At 58.5% G+C, this 17,284-nt stretch carries 12 protein-coding genes and 1 pseudogene; 4 read left to right on the top strand and 9 right to left on the bottom strand.

Features of this window, described 5'->3' with window-relative positions:
- From ACQY7U_RS12625 to ACQY7U_RS12635, 3 genes and pseudogenes are all read left to right on the top strand, one after another.
- A pseudogene (locus tag ACQY7U_RS12625) lies at positions 1 to 311 on the top strand (indole-3-glycerol phosphate synthase TrpC); the annotation flags it as partial.
- 7 nt (positions 312 to 318) lie between these two features.
- Positions 319 to 831: a cyclic pyranopterin monophosphate synthase MoaC gene (moaC, locus tag ACQY7U_RS12630; protein WP_428644943.1), complete on the top strand. Its 513-nt coding sequence runs from the start codon at positions 319 to 321 to the stop codon at positions 829 to 831.
- Positions 831 to 2,036: a molybdopterin molybdotransferase MoeA gene (locus ACQY7U_RS12635; RefSeq protein ID WP_428644945.1), complete on the top strand. Its 1,206-nt coding sequence runs from the start codon at positions 831 to 833 to the stop codon at positions 2,034 to 2,036. Before moaC ends, ACQY7U_RS12635 begins: the two co-directional genes overlap by 1 nt.
- Positions 2,037 to 2,057: 21 nt before the next feature.
- Here ACQY7U_RS12635 and ACQY7U_RS12640 read toward each other — a convergent pair whose 3' ends face one another.
- From ACQY7U_RS12640 to ACQY7U_RS12675, 8 genes are all read right to left on the bottom strand, one after another.
- Positions 2,058 to 3,389, bottom strand: a complete 1,332-nt coding sequence (locus ACQY7U_RS12640) for an HlyD family type I secretion periplasmic adaptor subunit (RefSeq protein ID WP_428644947.1) — start codon at positions 3,387 to 3,389, stop codon at positions 2,058 to 2,060.
- 1 nt (position 3,390) lies between these two features.
- On the bottom strand, positions 3,391 to 5,139 hold the full coding sequence (locus ACQY7U_RS12645; RefSeq protein ID WP_428644949.1) for a type I secretion system permease/ATPase: 1,749 nt from the start codon (positions 5,137 to 5,139) through the stop codon (positions 3,391 to 3,393).
- 281 nt (positions 5,140 to 5,420) lie between these two features.
- Complete coding sequence (locus ACQY7U_RS12650; RefSeq protein ID WP_428644950.1) at positions 5,421 to 6,221, bottom strand: FAD binding domain-containing protein; 801 nt, start codon at positions 6,219 to 6,221, stop codon at positions 5,421 to 5,423.
- A 76-nt stretch (positions 6,222 to 6,297) separates the two neighbouring features.
- Complete coding sequence (locus tag ACQY7U_RS12655) at positions 6,298 to 8,658, bottom strand: xanthine dehydrogenase family protein molybdopterin-binding subunit (protein ID WP_428644951.1); 2,361 nt, start codon at positions 8,656 to 8,658, stop codon at positions 6,298 to 6,300.
- A gap of 199 nt (positions 8,659 to 8,857) precedes the next feature.
- Entirely contained in the window at positions 8,858 to 9,349 is a 492-nt protein-coding gene (locus tag ACQY7U_RS12660; protein ID WP_428644953.1) for a (2Fe-2S)-binding protein, read from the bottom strand.
- 153 nt (positions 9,350 to 9,502) lie between these two features.
- Entirely contained in the window at positions 9,503 to 10,198 is a 696-nt protein-coding gene (locus ACQY7U_RS12665; protein WP_428644955.1) for an SRPBCC family protein, read from the bottom strand.
- Positions 10,199 to 10,471: 273 nt separating this feature from the next.
- Positions 10,472 to 12,718: an EAL domain-containing protein gene (locus tag ACQY7U_RS12670; protein WP_428644957.1), complete on the bottom strand. Its 2,247-nt coding sequence runs from the start codon at positions 12,716 to 12,718 to the stop codon at positions 10,472 to 10,474.
- A 1-nt stretch (position 12,719) separates the two neighbouring features.
- Positions 12,720 to 14,315 (bottom strand): sensor histidine kinase, encoded by a 1,596-nt coding sequence (locus ACQY7U_RS12675; protein ID WP_428644958.1) that lies wholly within the window; start codon positions 14,313 to 14,315, stop codon positions 12,720 to 12,722.
- A gap of 766 nt (positions 14,316 to 15,081) precedes the next feature.
- Between ACQY7U_RS12675 and ACQY7U_RS12680 the strand changes: the two genes are divergently transcribed.
- Positions 15,082 to 15,840, top strand: coding sequence for a FadR/GntR family transcriptional regulator (locus tag ACQY7U_RS12680; RefSeq protein ID WP_428644960.1), 759 nt, complete (start codon positions 15,082 to 15,084; stop codon positions 15,838 to 15,840).
- Positions 15,841 to 15,891: 51 nt separating this feature from the next.
- Here ACQY7U_RS12680 and ACQY7U_RS12685 read toward each other — a convergent pair.
- Positions 15,892 to 17,284: aldehyde dehydrogenase (NADP(+)) (locus ACQY7U_RS12685; RefSeq protein WP_428644961.1), on the bottom strand; the 1,393-nt coding region annotated here is incomplete at its 5' end.

The following is a 17,284-nucleotide window of genomic DNA, read 5'->3' on the forward strand; positions in this document are numbered from 1 at the left end:
TCCTGGAAGTTCACGACTCGGAAGAACTGGAACGGGCTTTGAAACTGTCCTCCCGCCTTGTCGGTATCAACAACCGCAATCTCAAGACCTTCGAGACGAAACTGGAAACCAGCGAGGAACTGGCGCCGCAGGTGCCGTCAGACCGTATTGTCGTCGGAGAGTCCGGCCTGTTCACCCCGGCCGATCTCGGCCGCATGTACAAGGTTGGAATTTCCACATTTCTGATCGGCGAAAGCCTGATGCGTCAGGACGACGTGGCCGGGGCCACAAGGACGCTGCTGGCGCGCCCTTCCCTGTCCGAAGCGGTTTAGACGCGCCATGTCCGCAAGTAATGCCAAACTGACCCATCTTGATGAAGGCGGCGCCGCCAACATGGTTGACGTCTCCTCCAAGGACGTTTCAAGCCGGATCGCCGTTGCCAGAGGTTCGGTGACCATGCGGCCGGAAACGCTGGAGCTGATCCAGTCCGGAAATGCCAAGAAGGGTGACGTCATCGGCACAGCCCGGATCGCCGGCATCCTGGCGGCCAAGCGGACGCATGAACTTATTCCGCTCTGCCATCCGTTGATGTTGTCGAAGGTGACGGTTGACATCGAGGCGGACGAAACCTTGCCGGGCCTGATCGTGACCGCTACGACGAAGGTCAGCGGCCAGACAGGTGTCGAAATGGAGGCCCTCACCGCCTGCTCCCTGACGTGCCTCACCATCTACGATATGGCAAAGGCCGTCGACCGCGGCATGGTAATCGGAGATATCCGCCTGGTGGAGAAGGCTGGCGGCAAATCGGGCCATTGGACACTGGCCGAAGATGGCAGCGAAGGTGGCACCTGATGAGCCTGATGCCGGTTTCCGAGGCACTCGAAAAATTGCTTTCTGATGTTTCTCCGCTTGAAACGGCGCTTGTTCCGCTGGAACAGGCAAACGGCCGATTTCTGGCGGAGCCGCTCAGTGCGACGCGCACGCAACCGCCGTTCGCCGCCTCTGCCATGGACGGATACGCGATCCGCCATGAAGACATCGCTGACGCGCGGGCCAAATTGACGGTCATCGGCGAAGCGCCCGCCGGTCACAGATTTACCGGAACGGTTTCGAAGGGCCAGGCCGTACGCATCTTCACCGGCGCTCCGGTTCCCGAAGGTGCCGACACGATCCTTATTCAGGAAAACGCGGAGCAGACTGGCGACGATATCACCTTGCTGGACAATCCGGCCAAGGGTGCCTTTGTTCGTCCTGCCGGGCTCGACTTCGCAGAAGGCGAAGTTTTGCTGTCGCCGCCACTTCAATTGGCCTACCGGCATCTGGCGCTTGCCGCAGCCATGAACCATGCCGAATTGCCGGTCAGGCGAAAGCCGAAAGTCGCCATTCTTGCAACGGGTGACGAACTCGTGCGCCCGGGCACGAAACCGGGCCCCGACCAGATCATCGCCTCCAACCATGCCGGCATCGCGGCGCTTGTGGAGGATTGCGGTGGTGAACCGCTGGATCTCGGCATCTCGCGCGATGACCCTGTCGACCTCGCCAATCACGTTCGCAGGGCGATCTCCCAAAAAGCGGATGTCCTGGTGACACTTGGTGGCGCTTCCGTCGGCGATCACGACCTGGTGCAGGACGTGCTCGGTCAGGAGGGCATGGATCTGGCGTTCTGGCGCATCGCCATGCGCCCCGGCAAACCGCTGATGGCCGGACGGCTCGGAAAGACCAAGGTCCTCGGACTTCCGGGTAATCCCGTTTCCAGTTTGGTTTGCGGCCTTTTGTTCCTGAAACCCCTTCTGCAGAAAATGCTCGGCAATAGCGCGACACCGGCGGACAACAAACTTGCCCTTCTCGGCGCAGACCTGCCGGAAAACGACCGCCGGCAGGACTATGTGAGGGCAACCCTTGCGGAAGACCCGGACGGCAGGCTGGTGGCAACGCCCTTCTCGAGGCAGGATAGTTCCATGCTGCGGCTGCTGTCGACTTCCGGCGCCCTGATTGTCAGGCCGCCGCATGCACCAGCTGAAGCGGCGGGCGCCACAGTTCCGGTCATCATCCTTTGATTGCGGCAGTCGGCAACCGCTCTACCGCTCGCGCAGTGCATGCGCGATCTGGTCGACCACAGGTTTGACCAGATAGCTGAGAACCGTGCGATCACCGGTCTTCAGGAATGTTTCTACCGGCATTCCCGGCACGAGCGACTGGTTGCCTAGTTTTTCGAGTTCCTTGTCCTCGATCACAAGGCGGGCAATATAAAAACTTGCTCCCGTCCGCTCGTCTTCATCCAGATCGGCGGACACGGTCAGCAGTCTTGCATTCAGTTCCGGGGTGGTCCGGCGGTCGAAACTCGGAAACCGCACCCGTGCCTCCTGTCCCGGTGCCATCTGGTCGATATCTACGGGCCGGACCTTGGCTTCCACAATAAGCTGATCCTCTCGCGGCACGATGTGCATGACGGTTTCACCCGGTGCGATCACACCGCCGATGGTGTGGGTAGAAAGCTGGTGCACATAGCCGTTGCGGGGAGCCAATATGTCGACCCGGGTGAGTTCGTCCTCGGCCGCAATTTTCTGTTCTTCCAATTGGGCGATGCGGGATCGGACTTCCTGAAACCGTTCCAGAACGTCCGCTCTATAGGCCTCCTCGATCTGAAGGATCTGAATTCTCCGCTCACTGATGGCTTCTTTGGTCCGCGCGATCTGTGCGATCAGGTCGCCGTATTGCCCCTCCAGGCGCGCCTTCTCGCGACGCAGCGCGGTCACACGGCTCTTTGAAACAAGCTGCTTGGTCAGCAACTTGTCCAGGTCGCTCAATTCGTCCTTGATCAATTCGATCTCGGACTCCTTTGCAGCGACCTGGGCTTCCAGTCCCTCGCTTTGCTTGTTGAACTGGCGGATCTGCTCCTCAAGCTGATTCTTGCGCCCTTCCTTGGAATTCAACCGGGCTTCGAGAAGCATTTGCTGGCTACGCTCAATGTCGCCGAGATTGCCGCGTCGTTCTTCTGGCCAGGAAATTTCCCGGAGGTCGTCCCGTTCGGCTTCCAGCCGGTGTTCCTGTGCTGTCAGTTCCCGAAGCTGCTTGGTAATAACGGACAGATTTGCGCGGGTTACTGTGTCGTCGAGGCTGATGAGGAGATCTCCGGCTTCTACCAGATCCCCTTCCCTGACCTTGATAACGCGAACGATGCCGCCTTCCCGGTGCTGCACCTGCTTGATGTTGCCCTCGACCACCACCGTGCCGGAGGAAACGACAGCGCCGGAGATCTCGGTCATGGCCATCCAGCCACCGATGCCACCGACCACGATGACGACCAGAAGAAGAGAAAACAGCAGATGGTTCCGCACTGTCCTGCGCAGCTGATCGTCTGCGCCTTCCGTTACGTTTGACTGTTGGTTCTGGAGCCTGGAATCCGGCATATCAACCTCCCGGCCTGAGGCCGGCGCGAACAGGCTGCACGGCCTGAACCACCTGTTTGAGCACTTCTTCCTTCGGACCGAATCCGGCCACCTTGCCTTCCTTCAGACAGAGAATCTTGTCGACCGTGGCAATCGCGCTCGGCCGATGGGCGACAACCACGACGATGGAACCTCTTTCACGCATGGTCCGCACCGCATTCGCCAACGCTCCGTCACCTTCCGCGTCAAGGTTGGAATTTGGCTCATCGAGCACCACCAGAAACGGATTGCCGTATAGCGCTCTGGCCAGCGCGATGCGCTGGCGCTGACCGGCCGACAGCATACGCCCCGAACGCCCGATGACCGTGTTGTATCCATCCGGCAACCCCACGATCAGGTTGTGGACATCTGCGAGTCCGGCAGCCTCAATGATCATCTCCGATGAGGCATCCGCCTGAAATCTGGAAATGTTTTCCGCAATGGTACCATCGAAGAGCTGCAGATCCTGTGGCAGGTAGCCGATGAACTCCCCGCGCCTGGCGCTCGGCCACTGGCCCAGCTCCGCACCGTCATAGCGCACGACGCCTTTCAGGGGAGCAACGGCACCAACGAGCGCCCGGGCAAAGGTGGACTTGCCGGATCCGGACGGTCCGATGACACCAAGGCCCTCCCCGGACTGTAATTCGAGCGAAACATTCTGCACGAAAGGCGTCGGTTCTCCGAATGGACCGCAAAAGAGCTGCTCTACGGTTATCTTGCCCTTCGGTGCCGGCAGATCCATCTTGCTGGCTTCGCTCTGCTCCACCTTCAACACTTCCCGTAGCCGCCGCAGAGACTGCCTGCTGGCGACAAAGCCGCGCCATTGCGCAACGGCCTGCTCTATCGGCGAGAGCGCGCGGGACGTCATGATCGACGCCGCGATCATCACGCCCGGCGTGATCTCCTGCTTGATGGCAAGCCAGGCACCAACACCCAACAAGGCGGACTGAAGCACGAAGCGGATCGTCTTGATCGCGGTGCCGAACAAACCGGTCCGGTCAGCAGCTCGCCGCTGGGTCGACAGGTAGTCCGCGTTCTGGCCGTTCCATCTCGACGTCAGGGCGGATTGCATGCCCATAGCCGCCACGACTTCGGAATTGCGTTGCCCGACCTCCACGTCGGCGGCGCGTCTGGCGGCATGTCCGGCGGCTTCTTCCGCGGGCTGGCGGGACATCATCTCGTTCAGCCAGATCAGGATGCAGATGACGATCGCACCAAAAATACCGACGAACCCGAGAATAGGGTGGAACAAAAATACGATGCCCAGATAAAGCGGCAACCAGGGAATGTCGAAAATGGCGGCAGGCCCCGGTCCCGAAAGAAACTGACGGACTGTGTCGAGATCCTGAACCGGCCGCAGGCCTGCGGCCCTTCGTCCGAGTTTGACAGGCAAACTGTTGGAGACCCGGTAGACAATGCCGGACAACCGGGCATCGACACGTTGCCCAAGCCGGGCCAGGATGCGCGAGCGGACGCCCTCAAGAAGCCCGTAGAAAACGTAAAGCACCATCGCCAGGGTTCCGATCGCCACCAGTGTCGGCACGGAGCCGCTGGCCAGAACCCTGTCATAAACCTGAAGCATGAAGACAGGTCCGGTCAGCATCAGGATATTGATGACAAAACTGACCAGAGCAACTCCAAGAAAGGCGCTTCTGACAGGTCGGAAAGCCATCGCGACCGGATTGTCACGGTCCGCGCTGGTCTTTGCACTACGTTGCCTTGTGCCGGTCATTCGCAGCTCGGAGCCTTACATAAATTCAACTGAACGTTCCTGTCGTTGCCCGCATCACCGACACCATGCCAAGAGCGGCCGGGCACCATACGCAGATGGCAACCATTCTCCAGTTCCTGACGGTGCCCCGGGAAAAAGCCGGATCTCTCAACCCGGGTCAGGACCTGGCCTGCATATTACCCGGTGTTCTGGGAGGAAGACGACAGGAATGAACAAAACACACAAAAAATAAAATGAAACCCGGCAGGATTTCCGCCGGGTTTCGAAAATAGGATTGGCGCTCAGCTTGCCGCAGCGACGGCACGCTTGGCCATAACGGTGACAAGATTGGCACGGTAATCGGCTGAACCGTGAAGGTCGGAAAGGAGATTACCCGCGTCCGGAGCAATGCCGGCGACCGCGTCCGGGCCGAAGTTGGCACCGAGTGCCGACTCCATGGCGTTCATCCGGAACACACCGTCCTGACCGGCACCGGTGACGGCCACCTTGACCGAACCGTCAGTACCCTTGGCGACAAATACCCCTGCCATGGCATAGCGGGACGCCGGGTTCGGATATTTGGAATAGGCGCTGGCCGCCGCCGCCGGAAACTTCACCGACACGACCACCTCGTCTTCGTCCAGAGCCGTTTCGAACAGTCCGGTGAAGAAGTCTTCCGCCGCAAGCTGCCGCTTGCTGGTAACGACTGTCGCCCCGAGGGCAACCAGAGCCGCCGGATAATCGGCTGCCGGATCGTTGTTGGCAATCGAGCCACCAATGGTTCCCATGTGACGAACCGCAGGGTCACCGATCCCGCCGGCAAGCGAAGCCAGACCAGGCAGTTTCTGCTTCACCAGATCGGAGTTTGCGACTTCCGCGTGGGTTGTCGCCGCACCGACGGAAATGCCGTCGCCGTCCGCGCTGATGCCGTTCATCTCCGGTATTCTGGTGACATCGACAAGATCGCTGGGAGCTGCCAGCCGTTGCTTCATGGTCGGAAGCAATGTCTGGCCCCCACCCAGAAACTTGCCGTCGTCGGATTTCGCGAGCAGATCTGTCGCCTCGGCAACGGATCCTGCGCGGTGATAAGTCGTTTCATACATGTCGGGTCTCCCCCAAAATCAGTCTGTCAATGGCGGGCGGGATAGTCCCGCCCGAAGATCCCTCATCCAAGGTCAGTCACTCTGCAGCCTGCTTCATGCCGGCCTGGCACAGGGCCCAGACTTTTTCCGGCGAAGCCGGCATGGTCAGGGCGTTGTTGCCGATCGCATCCGTGATGGCGTTGATCACAGCCGGCGGAGACCCGATGGCACCGGCCTCCCCGCAGCCCTTCATGCCGAGCGGGTTGCCCGGGCAGGCCGTTACATGGGTCGACAGGTTGTAGGAAGGCACATCGTCCGCCCGAGGCATTGTGTAGTCCATGTAGGAAGCCGTCAGAAGCTGGCCGGTCTCGTCATAGGACGCGTTTTCAAGCATAGCCTGACCGATCCCCTGCGTGATTCCGCCATGAACCTGTCCCTCCACGATCATCGGGTTGATGATGTTGCCGAAATCGTCAGCCGCTACAAAGTTGACGATTTCCGTGGTTCCTGTTTCCGGATCGACCTCGACCTCGCAGACATAGGTCCCGGCCGGGAATGTGAAGTTGGTCGGATCGTAGAATGCGCCTTCCTTCAATCCCGGTTCCATGCCTTCTGGCAGGTTGTGTGCCGTGTAGGCCGCAAGCGCCACCTCGGTGAAACTCAACTTCTTGTCTGTTCCTGCGACCTTCAGCTCGCCTCCCTCGATCTGGATATCGCCTTCAGAGGCCTCCATCAGGTGAGCTGCGATCTTCTTCGCCTTGGCCTCGACCTTGTCGAGCGCCTTGACGATCGCCGACATGCCAACAGCCCCGGACCGTGAACCGTAGGTGCCCATGCCGAACTGGACCTTGTCCGTGTCGCCGTGAACGATGGAAACGGCATCGCTGTCGAGACCGAAACGTTCGCAGATGAGCTGTGCGAAAGTGGTTTCATGGCCCTGGCCATGGCTGTGCGAACCGGTGAGTACTTCCACCGTACCGACAGGGTTCACGCGAACTTCCGCAGACTCCCAAAGCCCGACACCGGCTCCAAGTGAACCGACCGCGGCCGACGGCGCGATGCCGCAAGCCTCGATATAACAGGAGAGCCCAATGCCGCGCAGCTTGCCACGCGAGGCGGCCTCGGCCTTGCGGGCGGCAAAGCCGTTGTAATCGGCCGCGGCAAGCGCCGCATCCAGGGTCGCATCATAATCGCCTGCGTCATAACACATGATCACAGGTGTCTGATGCGGGAAGGACCGGATGAAGTTTTTCCGGCGGAAGTCCGCCGGAGACAACCCTACTTCCCGCGCTGCGGTCTCCATTAGCCGTTCCAGAAGATAAGTGGCTTCCGGACGGCCGGCACCGCGATAGGCATCCACCGGCGTTGTGTTGGTATAGACCGTCTTCACGTTCGCGTGGATTGCCGGAATGTCGTACTGGCCCGACAAAAGCGTCGCATAGAGGTAGGTCGGCACCGACGACGAGAACAACGACATATAGGCGCCGAGATTGGCAATCGTTTTCACGCGAAGGCCGATAATCTTGTTGTCGGCGTCCAGAGCAAGCTCGGCTTCCGAATGATGATCGCGGCCATGCGCATCGGTAAGGAACGCTTCCGTCCGGTCGGAAACCCACTTGACCGGGCGGCCGACCCGCTTGGATGCCCAAAGGCACACCATCTCTTCCGGATATATGTAGATCTTCGAGCCGAAGCCGCCGCCGACATCCGGCGCGATCACCCGCAGCTTGTGTTCCGGCGCGATGTTGTAGAAGGCCGACAGCACCAGACGGGCCACATGCGGGTTCTGCGAGGTGGTATAGAGCGTATAATGCTCCTCCGCCTCGTTATAGCCGGCCAGGGCTGCCCGCGGCTCCATCGGGTTCGGCACGAGCCGGTTGTTGCGGATTTCCATGCGGGTAACGTGAGCGGCTTTGTCGAAGGCGGCGTTCACCGCTGCCTCGTCGCCGATTTCCCAATCATAGATCAGGTTGCCTTCCGCTTCCGGATGGATCTGCGGAGCTCCCGGTTGCATGGCGTCGACGGCGTCGACCACAGCAGGCAGTTCTTCGTAATCCACCACCACAGCATCTGCTGCATCGCGGGCCTGTGCCTGGGTATCGGCCACCACGACCGCAACCGCCTGGCCCACATGCCGCACGATTTCCGGTTCCAGCGCACGCCAGCCGCCCATCTTCATCGGCGTTCCGTCCTTGGAGTGGATCATCCACCCGCAGATCAGGTTTCCAACCCCGTCACCGACAAGCTGATCACCGGTCAGAACCGCATCCACCCCCGGCATCGCCAATGCTGCACTCGCGTCAATATTCGTGACCTTTGCATGCGCATGCGGCGACCGCACGAAGGCCGCATAGCCCATGCCCGGCATCACCATGTCGTCGGTATATTGCCCTTTGCCCGTGATGAAGCGCTTGTCTTCCTTGCGAAGCGCCCGGGCGCCGATCCCCTCAACTGCCATCGTCTCTCTCCCTAAAACCTTGACCCGGCCCGCCTTGACCGGAAAACCTGCTCTCGCCGCACCCCGATAACCCGGTAACGGCAAAATCCGTGAAGCTGAACCTGGCGGACAGCTCGAACGGCCGTTCTCCTCCCGGCGCGTTCCGCTGACTGGTCCCGCTTGCGCGCGGCGCGAAGTACTCCGCGCCCCAAAACCGGAATTATTCGGCGGCCTGAGCCATGCCGGCCATCTGGTCGGACGCTGCCTTGATCGCCTTGACGATGTTGTGATAGCCGGTGCAACGGCAGATATTGCCCTCCAGCTCATGCCGTATGGTGGCCTCGTCCAGATTGCCCGCACCATGACGGTTGATCATGTCGACCGCCGTCATGATCATACCCGGCGTACAGAAGCCGCACTGAAGCCCGTGATGCTCCCGGAAAGCGGCCTGAACCGGATGCAACTCGCCACCGGAAGCCAATCCCTCAACCGTAACGACTTCGGCACCATCGGCCTGGGCCGCAAGCATCGTGCACGACTTCACGGCCTTGCCGTTGACGTGGACCACACAGGCACCGCATTGCGAGGTGTCGCACCCCACATGGGTGCCCGTCAGGGTCCGGACCTCCCGGATGAACGACACGAGAAGCGTACGGTCTTCGACATCCGCCGAAACCGTCTTGCCGTTCAAGACCATCGTTACTTTCGACATGAATTTCTCTCCCTCATGAATTTCTCCGGGTCTTGCCCCGAACACATTCCGGCTTGTCACCGTGTTTTTTAGGGTCAGCACCCATTCATTTGTTTGAAATGGTTCTGGCGAAAACCGTCAGAACCGGATCATTTCAAAGTTGAGCCATACGGGTCAACTCGCAAGAGCGAGCACCAGTATCAGGACCCCAAGTAAAACAAGTCCCCAGACGACGGGACCTCCAAACGCATTCCGCCCGGCTGCAGCTTCCAGGTTCTCTTCCGCCTTGTGGATAGTCTCCTCCACCGCGTGTTCGGCTTCTTCGATTGCGTGGATCACCTCCCCGGGTGCATCTTCGATGGCAATCCGCTTGGCTTCCTCCGCCAGACCTGCGTCCAGATCCCTCTCGCCGGCATCGCTCCCGGCGGTCTCGCCGCCAACCATTTCCGAGAACTTGGAAAAAAACTCCTCGGCCATCTTCTTTGCCGTAGAATCGATCAGCCTGCTGCCGAGCTGCGCCAGTTTGCCGCCGACCTGAGCCTTGGCCTCATAGGAGAGAACTGTCTCGTCTCCTTCTTCCGTCAACTTGACGTCGGCGGATCCCTTGGCAAATCCGGCAACGCCTCCTTTGCCCTCACCCGCGATGGTGTAGCTTTCCGGCGGATTGATATTCTCAAGCGTGACCGAGCCTTTGAACTTGGCTTTGACCGGGCCGATCTTCGATGTGACTGCGGCGGTCATCTCCGTGTCTGACGTCTTTTCCAGGCTTTCGCAGCCCGGAATGCAGGCCTTCAGTATTTCCGGATCGTTCAAGGCCGCCCAAACGGTTTCCCGATCGGCAGGTATCCTGTGGGAGCCGTTCATGTCCATGCAAATTCTCCCCTTGCCGTTTATTGGCAATCACTGGCAATGACTTGGTTGGTGCTCAACGCCGGACCGCGTCGAACGAAAACGCTTTTCGATATGAGAGCGTGTTCGCCACAAAATTTCAATCGCTTAAATGAAAGAGAATGCAGTTCGTACCCGTGAGACCCACGGCAACAGCGGTTTCGGCCCCGGCAGACCGGGCAACTGACTCGTCAAGCCGCGGCTGCCTCCCCGCGTCCCGCATTGTTCCCCGAAGGGGCGAACATAAGGGCGTTCCTAATCGAAAGAAAAACCCCGGCTCCCCGCTTCCTGTATGAACCCGGCCAGATCGTCCTCGCCCAAAGGCTTGGAATAAAGGTAACCCTGCAGGTAGTCGCAGTGCAGTTCCCGCATGATTTTCCGCTGGGCGGCCGTCTCTACACCTTCGGCCGTAACGCTGAGATCCAGAGCCTGCGCGACGGCAATGATGGATTTCACGACTGCCAGCGCGTCGGCGTCCTGATCCATGTTCATGATGAAGCTGCGGTCGATCTTGATCCCGTCTACCGGCAGCTTGCGCAGGTAGCTGAAGGAGGAATAGCCGGTGCCGAAGTCGTCGATCACCACGCGCGCGCCCTTGTTGCGCAGCCATGTGAGCAGCGACAGCGTTACCTGATCGTTGCTCAGGAACAGCCCTTCCGTAACTTCAAAAACCAGCCTGTGCAACGGCAGTTCAGCGGACGAAACCGCATCCTCGATGTCCTTGTAGATCCTGTTTGTCTGGACTTGGCGTGGCGACAGGTTCACGTTCAGCCGGACTGTGTCGGATATGCCCGAGAACTTGCTGAATTCCGAGAAGGCGGTCTTGAACATCCAGGCTCCAACCTCGGAGATCTGCCCGCTGGCTTCGGCTGCCTCGATCATACGCGCGGTATTCAGAAAGTTTCCCGACTGGCTGCGGAACCGCATCAACGCTTCGAAGGAGGCAATTTTCTCATCCTGCGCCTGCATGATCGGCTGGTAATGCATGAAAAATTCGGTCTGGTTGGCAGCTCCTGTCAGGAGCGATGCCAGACGCAGCCGCTCAAATGCGGCTTCCTGCATCAGGGGATGGAAAACCGCGTGGTTCGTCAATCCTTTCTGCCGCACATCGTTCAAGGCAATGGACGCGAACCTCACCAGTTGCTCGGCCTCCTGGCTCAACACTTCTTCCGCAGTGGCAAACCCAAGCCGCATGCGCAAGGTCATCTGGTTGTCGTCCAGCGTGATCGGATCCTGAAAGGCATCCTCTACACGGGCAACGATGTCCTGAACCCTGTTGGCCCCGCCACCTTTCAGGAGTATGAGGAACTCGTCCTTTTCCTTGCGGGCAATCGTCAGCGCATCCGGGAAGATCTGCGACAGCCTGTGTCCGGTTTTCTTCAAAACAGCCGCAGCCTGGTCATCCCCGATGCCGTCGACGATTACCCTGAACCGTTGAATGTCCGAATGTACGACCAGAAGAGGCGTACTTGCGGCTGCGTAACGCTGGAAGGTCTCTATGAACCCGGAAAAGGTCGATAACCCCGTCACCCGGTCCACATAGGCAAGGTCGCGGATATGCTCCAGCAAACCGGTCTTCTCGTATCCGAGTGAAACATTGGAGACAAAAAGCTGAATGACTTCCGAGCCGACAAGCTCCTCAAGCTGCTTCAAAGGCATGCTGACGAACAACGCTCCCGTCATGCCGTTGCGGGTCACGAGTGGCAAGGCAACCCCTTCTGCCAGCGACTGGGTGACCTGTGTATCCACACACAGGTTCACCGCTTTGCGAATAACATCGTCGTCAAGCACATCGACAGGAAGGTCGGTCTTGCTTTCGAATATCCCCGTCGCGGCCAGAACTCGTATGTTGGATCTGTCGTATGCCCCGTAGTCCGGCAGGGAATCCAGGCCGCAAAGAAGGCAATCGAGGGGCTGCTCGACCAGATCGTTAAAGTGCCGCAACACTGCCGAAGCAAAATCGCTAAGGGCGTTCTTCTCAACAATCGCAGCGAAATGGGTGTTGAGCTGCTTCAGTTTTCTGCGGTTGGTCTCCAGAGACATGACCAGTTTGTAGCCGCGCAAGGCCGCAACGATGGCCGTGATCAGCTTTGTTCTGGAGAGTTCTGCCTTTTCCGCATATCCATCGATATCGAATTTCATGATGACATCGGTTTGCGGGGCATAACCGGGCTGTCCGGTGCGCAGGATAAGCCGGGTAAAGCGGTTGCCAAGTTCCGAACGTATCCATCCGACCAACCCCAGGCCGGCCGTATCGTTTTCCATCACCACATCGACCAGCGCCACGGCGATATCGTCATGATCAAAAAAAACCTGGCGCGCTTCCTGGGCCGAGAGCGCATGAAGCAATTCAAAATTCCGTCCTTCGAACTGGCATCCGGCAACGGCAATCCTGGTCACTTCATGAACATCCGGATCGTCGTCGACGATCAGAATTTTCCAAGGATTCTTGGCAGTTGTCTTCTCTTCAGGTTCGGAAGGCGCAAGAAAGTCCATCACCATGTCAATGCACCTTCTTGTTCACGACAGACACAGACTCTTGCCGGATGGAGACCGGAAACTCGATCGCAAAATCTGTTCCGGCACCCACTTTAGAAGAAACCGAAATTGTTCCCTTCAGTGCTTCCGTCACGAGCTGGTAACAAATCGCCATGCCTAATCCAGAGCCCCCCTTTCCGAATTTCGTAGTGAAGAAAGGTTCGAAAACTTTTTTCAGATTCTTGTCGGGAATACCAACACCGAAGTCCCTGCACTTGAAAACGATTTTTTGACCGGCCGCACGATTGCGCTCCCTTGAGGCAACAACTTCTGAAGACAGCATTATCCTGCCTTCACTCCGGCCTTCGTACCCGTGTTTTATCGCATTCTCCACGAGATTGGACACAAGCTGACTGACGGCCCCGGGATAACTGTCAATGTCGACATCGGCGTTCAGATCCAGATCGATATGGAAGGAGGTCTTTTTCAAGGTAGGCTGGAGTGTCGCCAACGTTTCTCGGATGATGTGATCGAAATTGAAGACCCGCTTCTTCTCGCTTTGCCGGTCCACAGCGACCTGCCGGAAGTTGCCGACAAGTTCTCGAGCCCTGCCCAGTGTCTTCTCGATTATGCTGGCCGTGTCCGAAATCCGCTCGACTTCATTTTCGAGCGCCTCCTTGCTCAAGGTCTGATCCTCGAGCTCTTTTCTCACATATCCGGTCGCGTCCTTGATGGTCGTTGCCGCCATCAGGGCGTTCCCAAGGGGCGTGTTCAACTCATGCGAAACACCGGCAACCAGCGCGCCGAGCGCGGCCAGGTTATCGGCCTGGATCAGTTCTTCCTGAACCAGCTTGAGCTGTTCCGTTCGCTGCGTGACAAGCTCTTCAAGATTGGTTTGATATTCCTGGATCTTCTGCAAATCCAGATGCCTTCGCTGAACCATTGCCTGAAGGCTGGTGGCCAGAATGCCGATTTCGTCATGACGGCCCGGCATCAGTTCGGCCTTCGGAGGGTCTTCGATGAGCCGAGGCGTCGACAGGTACTCGACGATCGCGGAGAGCGGCCGTCCGATCAGACGCCGGAAAACGAGCCGGATCACGATTGCCAGGAGAACAAGGTAGATAATGATCGCCGATACGATGAACCCGACCGTGGAGACGATTTCATAGGAGATCGTATTGCGATCGATGAGGATATAGACATTCCCGATGGCATCCTTATGCAGGATGGTGCTGGGGGAATTCAACGTATAGCTCAGAGCCTCCTGCCGGCGCGCGCCCATCACCGGTTCACCAAAATTTCCGGTATCCGGTGTCTCGACCCAGACTTTCTCGACAACCTCCAGGCTTTCAAGTCCGCGAATGAGTTGCAGCGTGGCATCGGCGTTTACGGTCCAGATCGCGCGTTCGAAGGGGCGCTTGGTTGCCTGGAAAAAGGCTTCCGTCACCCGGATTGCGCGCGCATGCGACGAGTCCCAGGTTATTTTTGTGAGGATGCCGACAAATATCACGCCGAGAATGGCAAACAGACCAAGCGTATACAGGATAAAGGTGCGGGACAGACTTGCTCTGCCCATCTCCTTGGGTGTGTAAGGCAACGACGTACTGCCGCTCAAACTCAAGATGCCCACCTTAATCTATGTATCGGCTACCGGAAAACCGGGAGTGCCTATTTGCCGTTTCTTCTTGGCTGCCCTGCAGACAGATACAGACGACATGCCCATCATTGCCAACAAAGCAGTCTTTCCGCTGTCCGGCTTTCGGAGAGTCGCGAAAGGTGCCGCGAACGCAAGGTCAGTCGCGCATTCGACAAGAAGACAACTACGCGATTCCCGTCGACCGCACCAACACGTCGCTTCCCCGTCAATTCACCACCTCAATTTAACCGGACAGGTCAGAGCATGATTCAAGGATGCACTTTGTGTAAGTTTTCTAAATTTTCGGCAAAAATCAATTGTTATTTGGTGCAGACCCCGATAGCGGGGACGCGACAAATTATTTAAGATATACTTCTCTCGACTTCCGGAACGCCAAGAAATAATCACCTATTCAATTCAATTCTCATATTGACCATGAGAGAAATTTTTCCGGGAGTTCTGTCCCTCTCTTGTCCTAACGCAAAAATCGACAGGGCTGGATAGGTGAAAATTCGACCGGGAGGCAATGTTCCGCTTCTGATCTCAAGGACACTGCGCTGCACAGCGCGCCTTGCCGGCAAACCGGTGCCGCCTGATCAGATTGGAGCCTGACAATCTGGGTTGGTAACATCGGCCGGTCCATCGCCGCGATCTGGCATTCGTATTAATTCCAATGTAAAACGGCTAAGGAATATTGGTCGCTCCGTAACTGAACTGAATTCAACTACGCCGGGAGAACCGAGTATGCGGAATGATTAAAGACCCCTCCTGTTCTTTTGAACTTCCCGACAAAACCCTGACCTCTCTTCCGACAGGAGCGGTCAAGGATACCGTGGAACATCTCGGCAAATGTATCGCGCGAGGCGATTTTCCTACGGGCAATATTCTGCCGAAGGAAGATGAACTGGTTGAAACGCTTGGCGTTTCCAGGACGGTCGTACGGGAGGCGGTCAAGGTTCTGTGCGGCAAGGGCCTTGTCAGAACCGCTCGCCGCTACGGCTCGAGGGTCTGCCCCTTCGAGGAATGGAACCTGCTCGACCCGGATGTCATCAGGTGGCACGATCAAGACAGCCCTCACACGGCGAGGCTTTATGCGGAAGCCACGGACCTGCGGCTGATATTCGAACCGGAAGCAGCCGCGCTTGCGGCGGTGCATGCCAGTGCGGAACAGCGCAAGACCATCATGAAGGCGGCGCAAAGCATCCACCCGGACCTGGGAGAGAATGTCATGATTGCTGCGGACTACGCCTTTCATGCAACCATTCTCGAGGCCAGCGGCAACCTGATGCTGTCACAGTTGCAAAGCCTCATCTATGCGGTCCTGTTCTTTTCCTACATGGACGGCCGGAAAGAAGAGCCCGAGGACAGGACTACGGAACGCCGTCATATAGAAGTCGCCGAAGCCATCCAAAACGGCGAAGCGGAGCTTGCCCGTAGCCGGATGCGAAACATGCTGTCTGAAAACAAGGCGATTGCGGAAAGCATCGTCGCGACCAAGGCACCGCGCTGACATAACCGGAAGGTGGTCGGCAATTGCCGTCCACCTTCCGAAGAGTTCGGCTCAGGCCAGATCCGCCGGCAGGATCTCCGCTGGCAGATTTTGATAGGACACCGGCCGCAGGAACCTCCGGATAGCCATTGTTCCGACGGAGGTAGCACCGAAATTGGTGGATGCCGGGTATGGACCGCCATGCACCATGGCATCACAGACCTCAACGCCCGTCGGAAAGCCGTTTGCCAAAATACGGCCAGCCTTGCGCTCCAGGATCGGCAACAGCGTTCTGGCACTGTCCTCGTCGCCGGCATCCAGATGCAACGTTGCCGTCAATTGTCCGTCGAAGGACTGGGCAACCGCGAGCATTTCGTCAAAGTCCTTGACCGTGACGAAAATCCCAAGCGGACCAAAGACTTCTTCGCCAAGTTCACGGTTCTGAAGCCATTCGGCACCAGTCGTGGCATAGAGGTAAGGCGAAGCTCCGCGTGTTGAACAGCTCGTCTTCAGCACTTCCCGTACACCGCTGGTCGCCGCGATGCGTTTTTGTCCGCTTGAGAAGGCCCCGGCAATGCCCGGCGTCAGCATGGCTTGTTCGCCGGTTTCCGATAGTGCCGCCGTGGCAGCTTCGAGGCAGGCCTCTGCTTCAGGACCTTCGATGGCTATCGAAACGCCCGGATTGGTGCAGAACTGGCCGGTTCCCATCGTCAGGGACGCTGCCCAGCCTCTGCCGATCTCCGCCGCGCGCGCATTCAGGGCTTCGGGTAGAAGGAACATCGGATTGACGCTGCCGAGTTCTCCAAAGAACGGAATTGGTTCCGGCCGCGAGGCGCACAGGTCAAACAGAGCCCGCCCAGCGCCCAGTGAACCGGTAAAACCGACGGCTTTGATCAGCGGATGCTGCACCAGCGCGGCACCGACTTCCTTCGTCGCCCCCTGTACCAGGCTGAACACGCCCTTGGGCATGTTGCAGGCATCTATCGCCGCCAGAATGGCGTCTGCGACAATTTCAGCGGTTCCCGGATGCGCCGGGTGCCCCTTCACGACTACAGGACATCCGGCGGCAAGTGCCGATGCCGTATCGCCACCGGCCGTCGAAAAGGCGAGCGGAAAATTGGAGGCACCGAATACGCCGACTGGACCGACTGGACGCTGCATCAAACGGATATCCGGGCGCGGCAGCGGCGCGCGGTCCGGCAAGGCTGCGTCATACCGGCGATCCAGATAATCACCTTCCTCAATGACCTGTGCGAACAAGCGGAGCTGACCGGTGGTCCGCCCGCGTTCCCCTTGAAGGCGTGCTTCCGGAAGGCCGGTTTCGCGGGTGCCGATTTCGGTAATCGCGTCGCCTCTGGCCTCGATTTCGTCGGCAATCCGGTTCAAGAACGCTGCGCGTTCCTGCCTGGTGGTCGCCGAATAAATCCAAAAGGCGTCTTCCGCAGCTCTAACGGCCTTGTCGATG

The organism is Roseibium sp. (assembly GCF_050301095.1).
Lineage (GTDB): Bacteria > Pseudomonadota > Alphaproteobacteria > Rhizobiales > Stappiaceae > Roseibium.

What these genes read in the sequence shown, in the direction of transcription:
- ACQY7U_RS12650 (WP_428644950.1), bottom strand. Translation starts at nt 6,221, where the DNA reads ATGTATGAAACGACTTATCACCGCGCAGGATCCGTTGCCGAGGCGACA.
- moaC (WP_428644943.1), top strand. Translation starts at nt 319, where the DNA reads ATGTCCGCAAGTAATGCCAAACTGACCCATCTTGATGAAGGCGGCGCC.
- ACQY7U_RS12665 (WP_428644955.1), bottom strand. Translation starts at nt 10,198, where the DNA reads ATGGACATGAACGGCTCCCACAGGATACCTGCCGATCGGGAAACCGTT.
- ACQY7U_RS12680 (WP_428644960.1), top strand. Translation starts at nt 15,082, where the DNA reads ATGATTAAAGACCCCTCCTGTTCTTTTGAACTTCCCGACAAAACCCTG.
- ACQY7U_RS12670 (WP_428644957.1), bottom strand. Translation starts at nt 12,718, where the DNA reads ATGGTGATGGACTTTCTTGCGCCTTCCGAACCTGAAGAGAAGACAACT.
- ACQY7U_RS12660 (WP_428644953.1), bottom strand. Translation starts at nt 9,349, where the DNA reads ATGTCGAAAGTAACGATGGTCTTGAACGGCAAGACGGTTTCGGCGGAT.
- ACQY7U_RS12640 (WP_428644947.1), bottom strand. Translation starts at nt 3,389, where the DNA reads ATGCCGGATTCCAGGCTCCAGAACCAACAGTCAAACGTAACGGAAGGC.
- ACQY7U_RS12635 (WP_428644945.1), top strand. Translation starts at nt 831, where the DNA reads ATGAGCCTGATGCCGGTTTCCGAGGCACTCGAAAAATTGCTTTCTGAT.
- ACQY7U_RS12645 (WP_428644949.1), bottom strand. Translation starts at nt 5,139, where the DNA reads ATGACCGGCACAAGGCAACGTAGTGCAAAGACCAGCGCGGACCGTGAC.
- ACQY7U_RS12655 (WP_428644951.1), bottom strand. Translation starts at nt 8,658, where the DNA reads ATGGCAGTTGAGGGGATCGGCGCCCGGGCGCTTCGCAAGGAAGACAAG.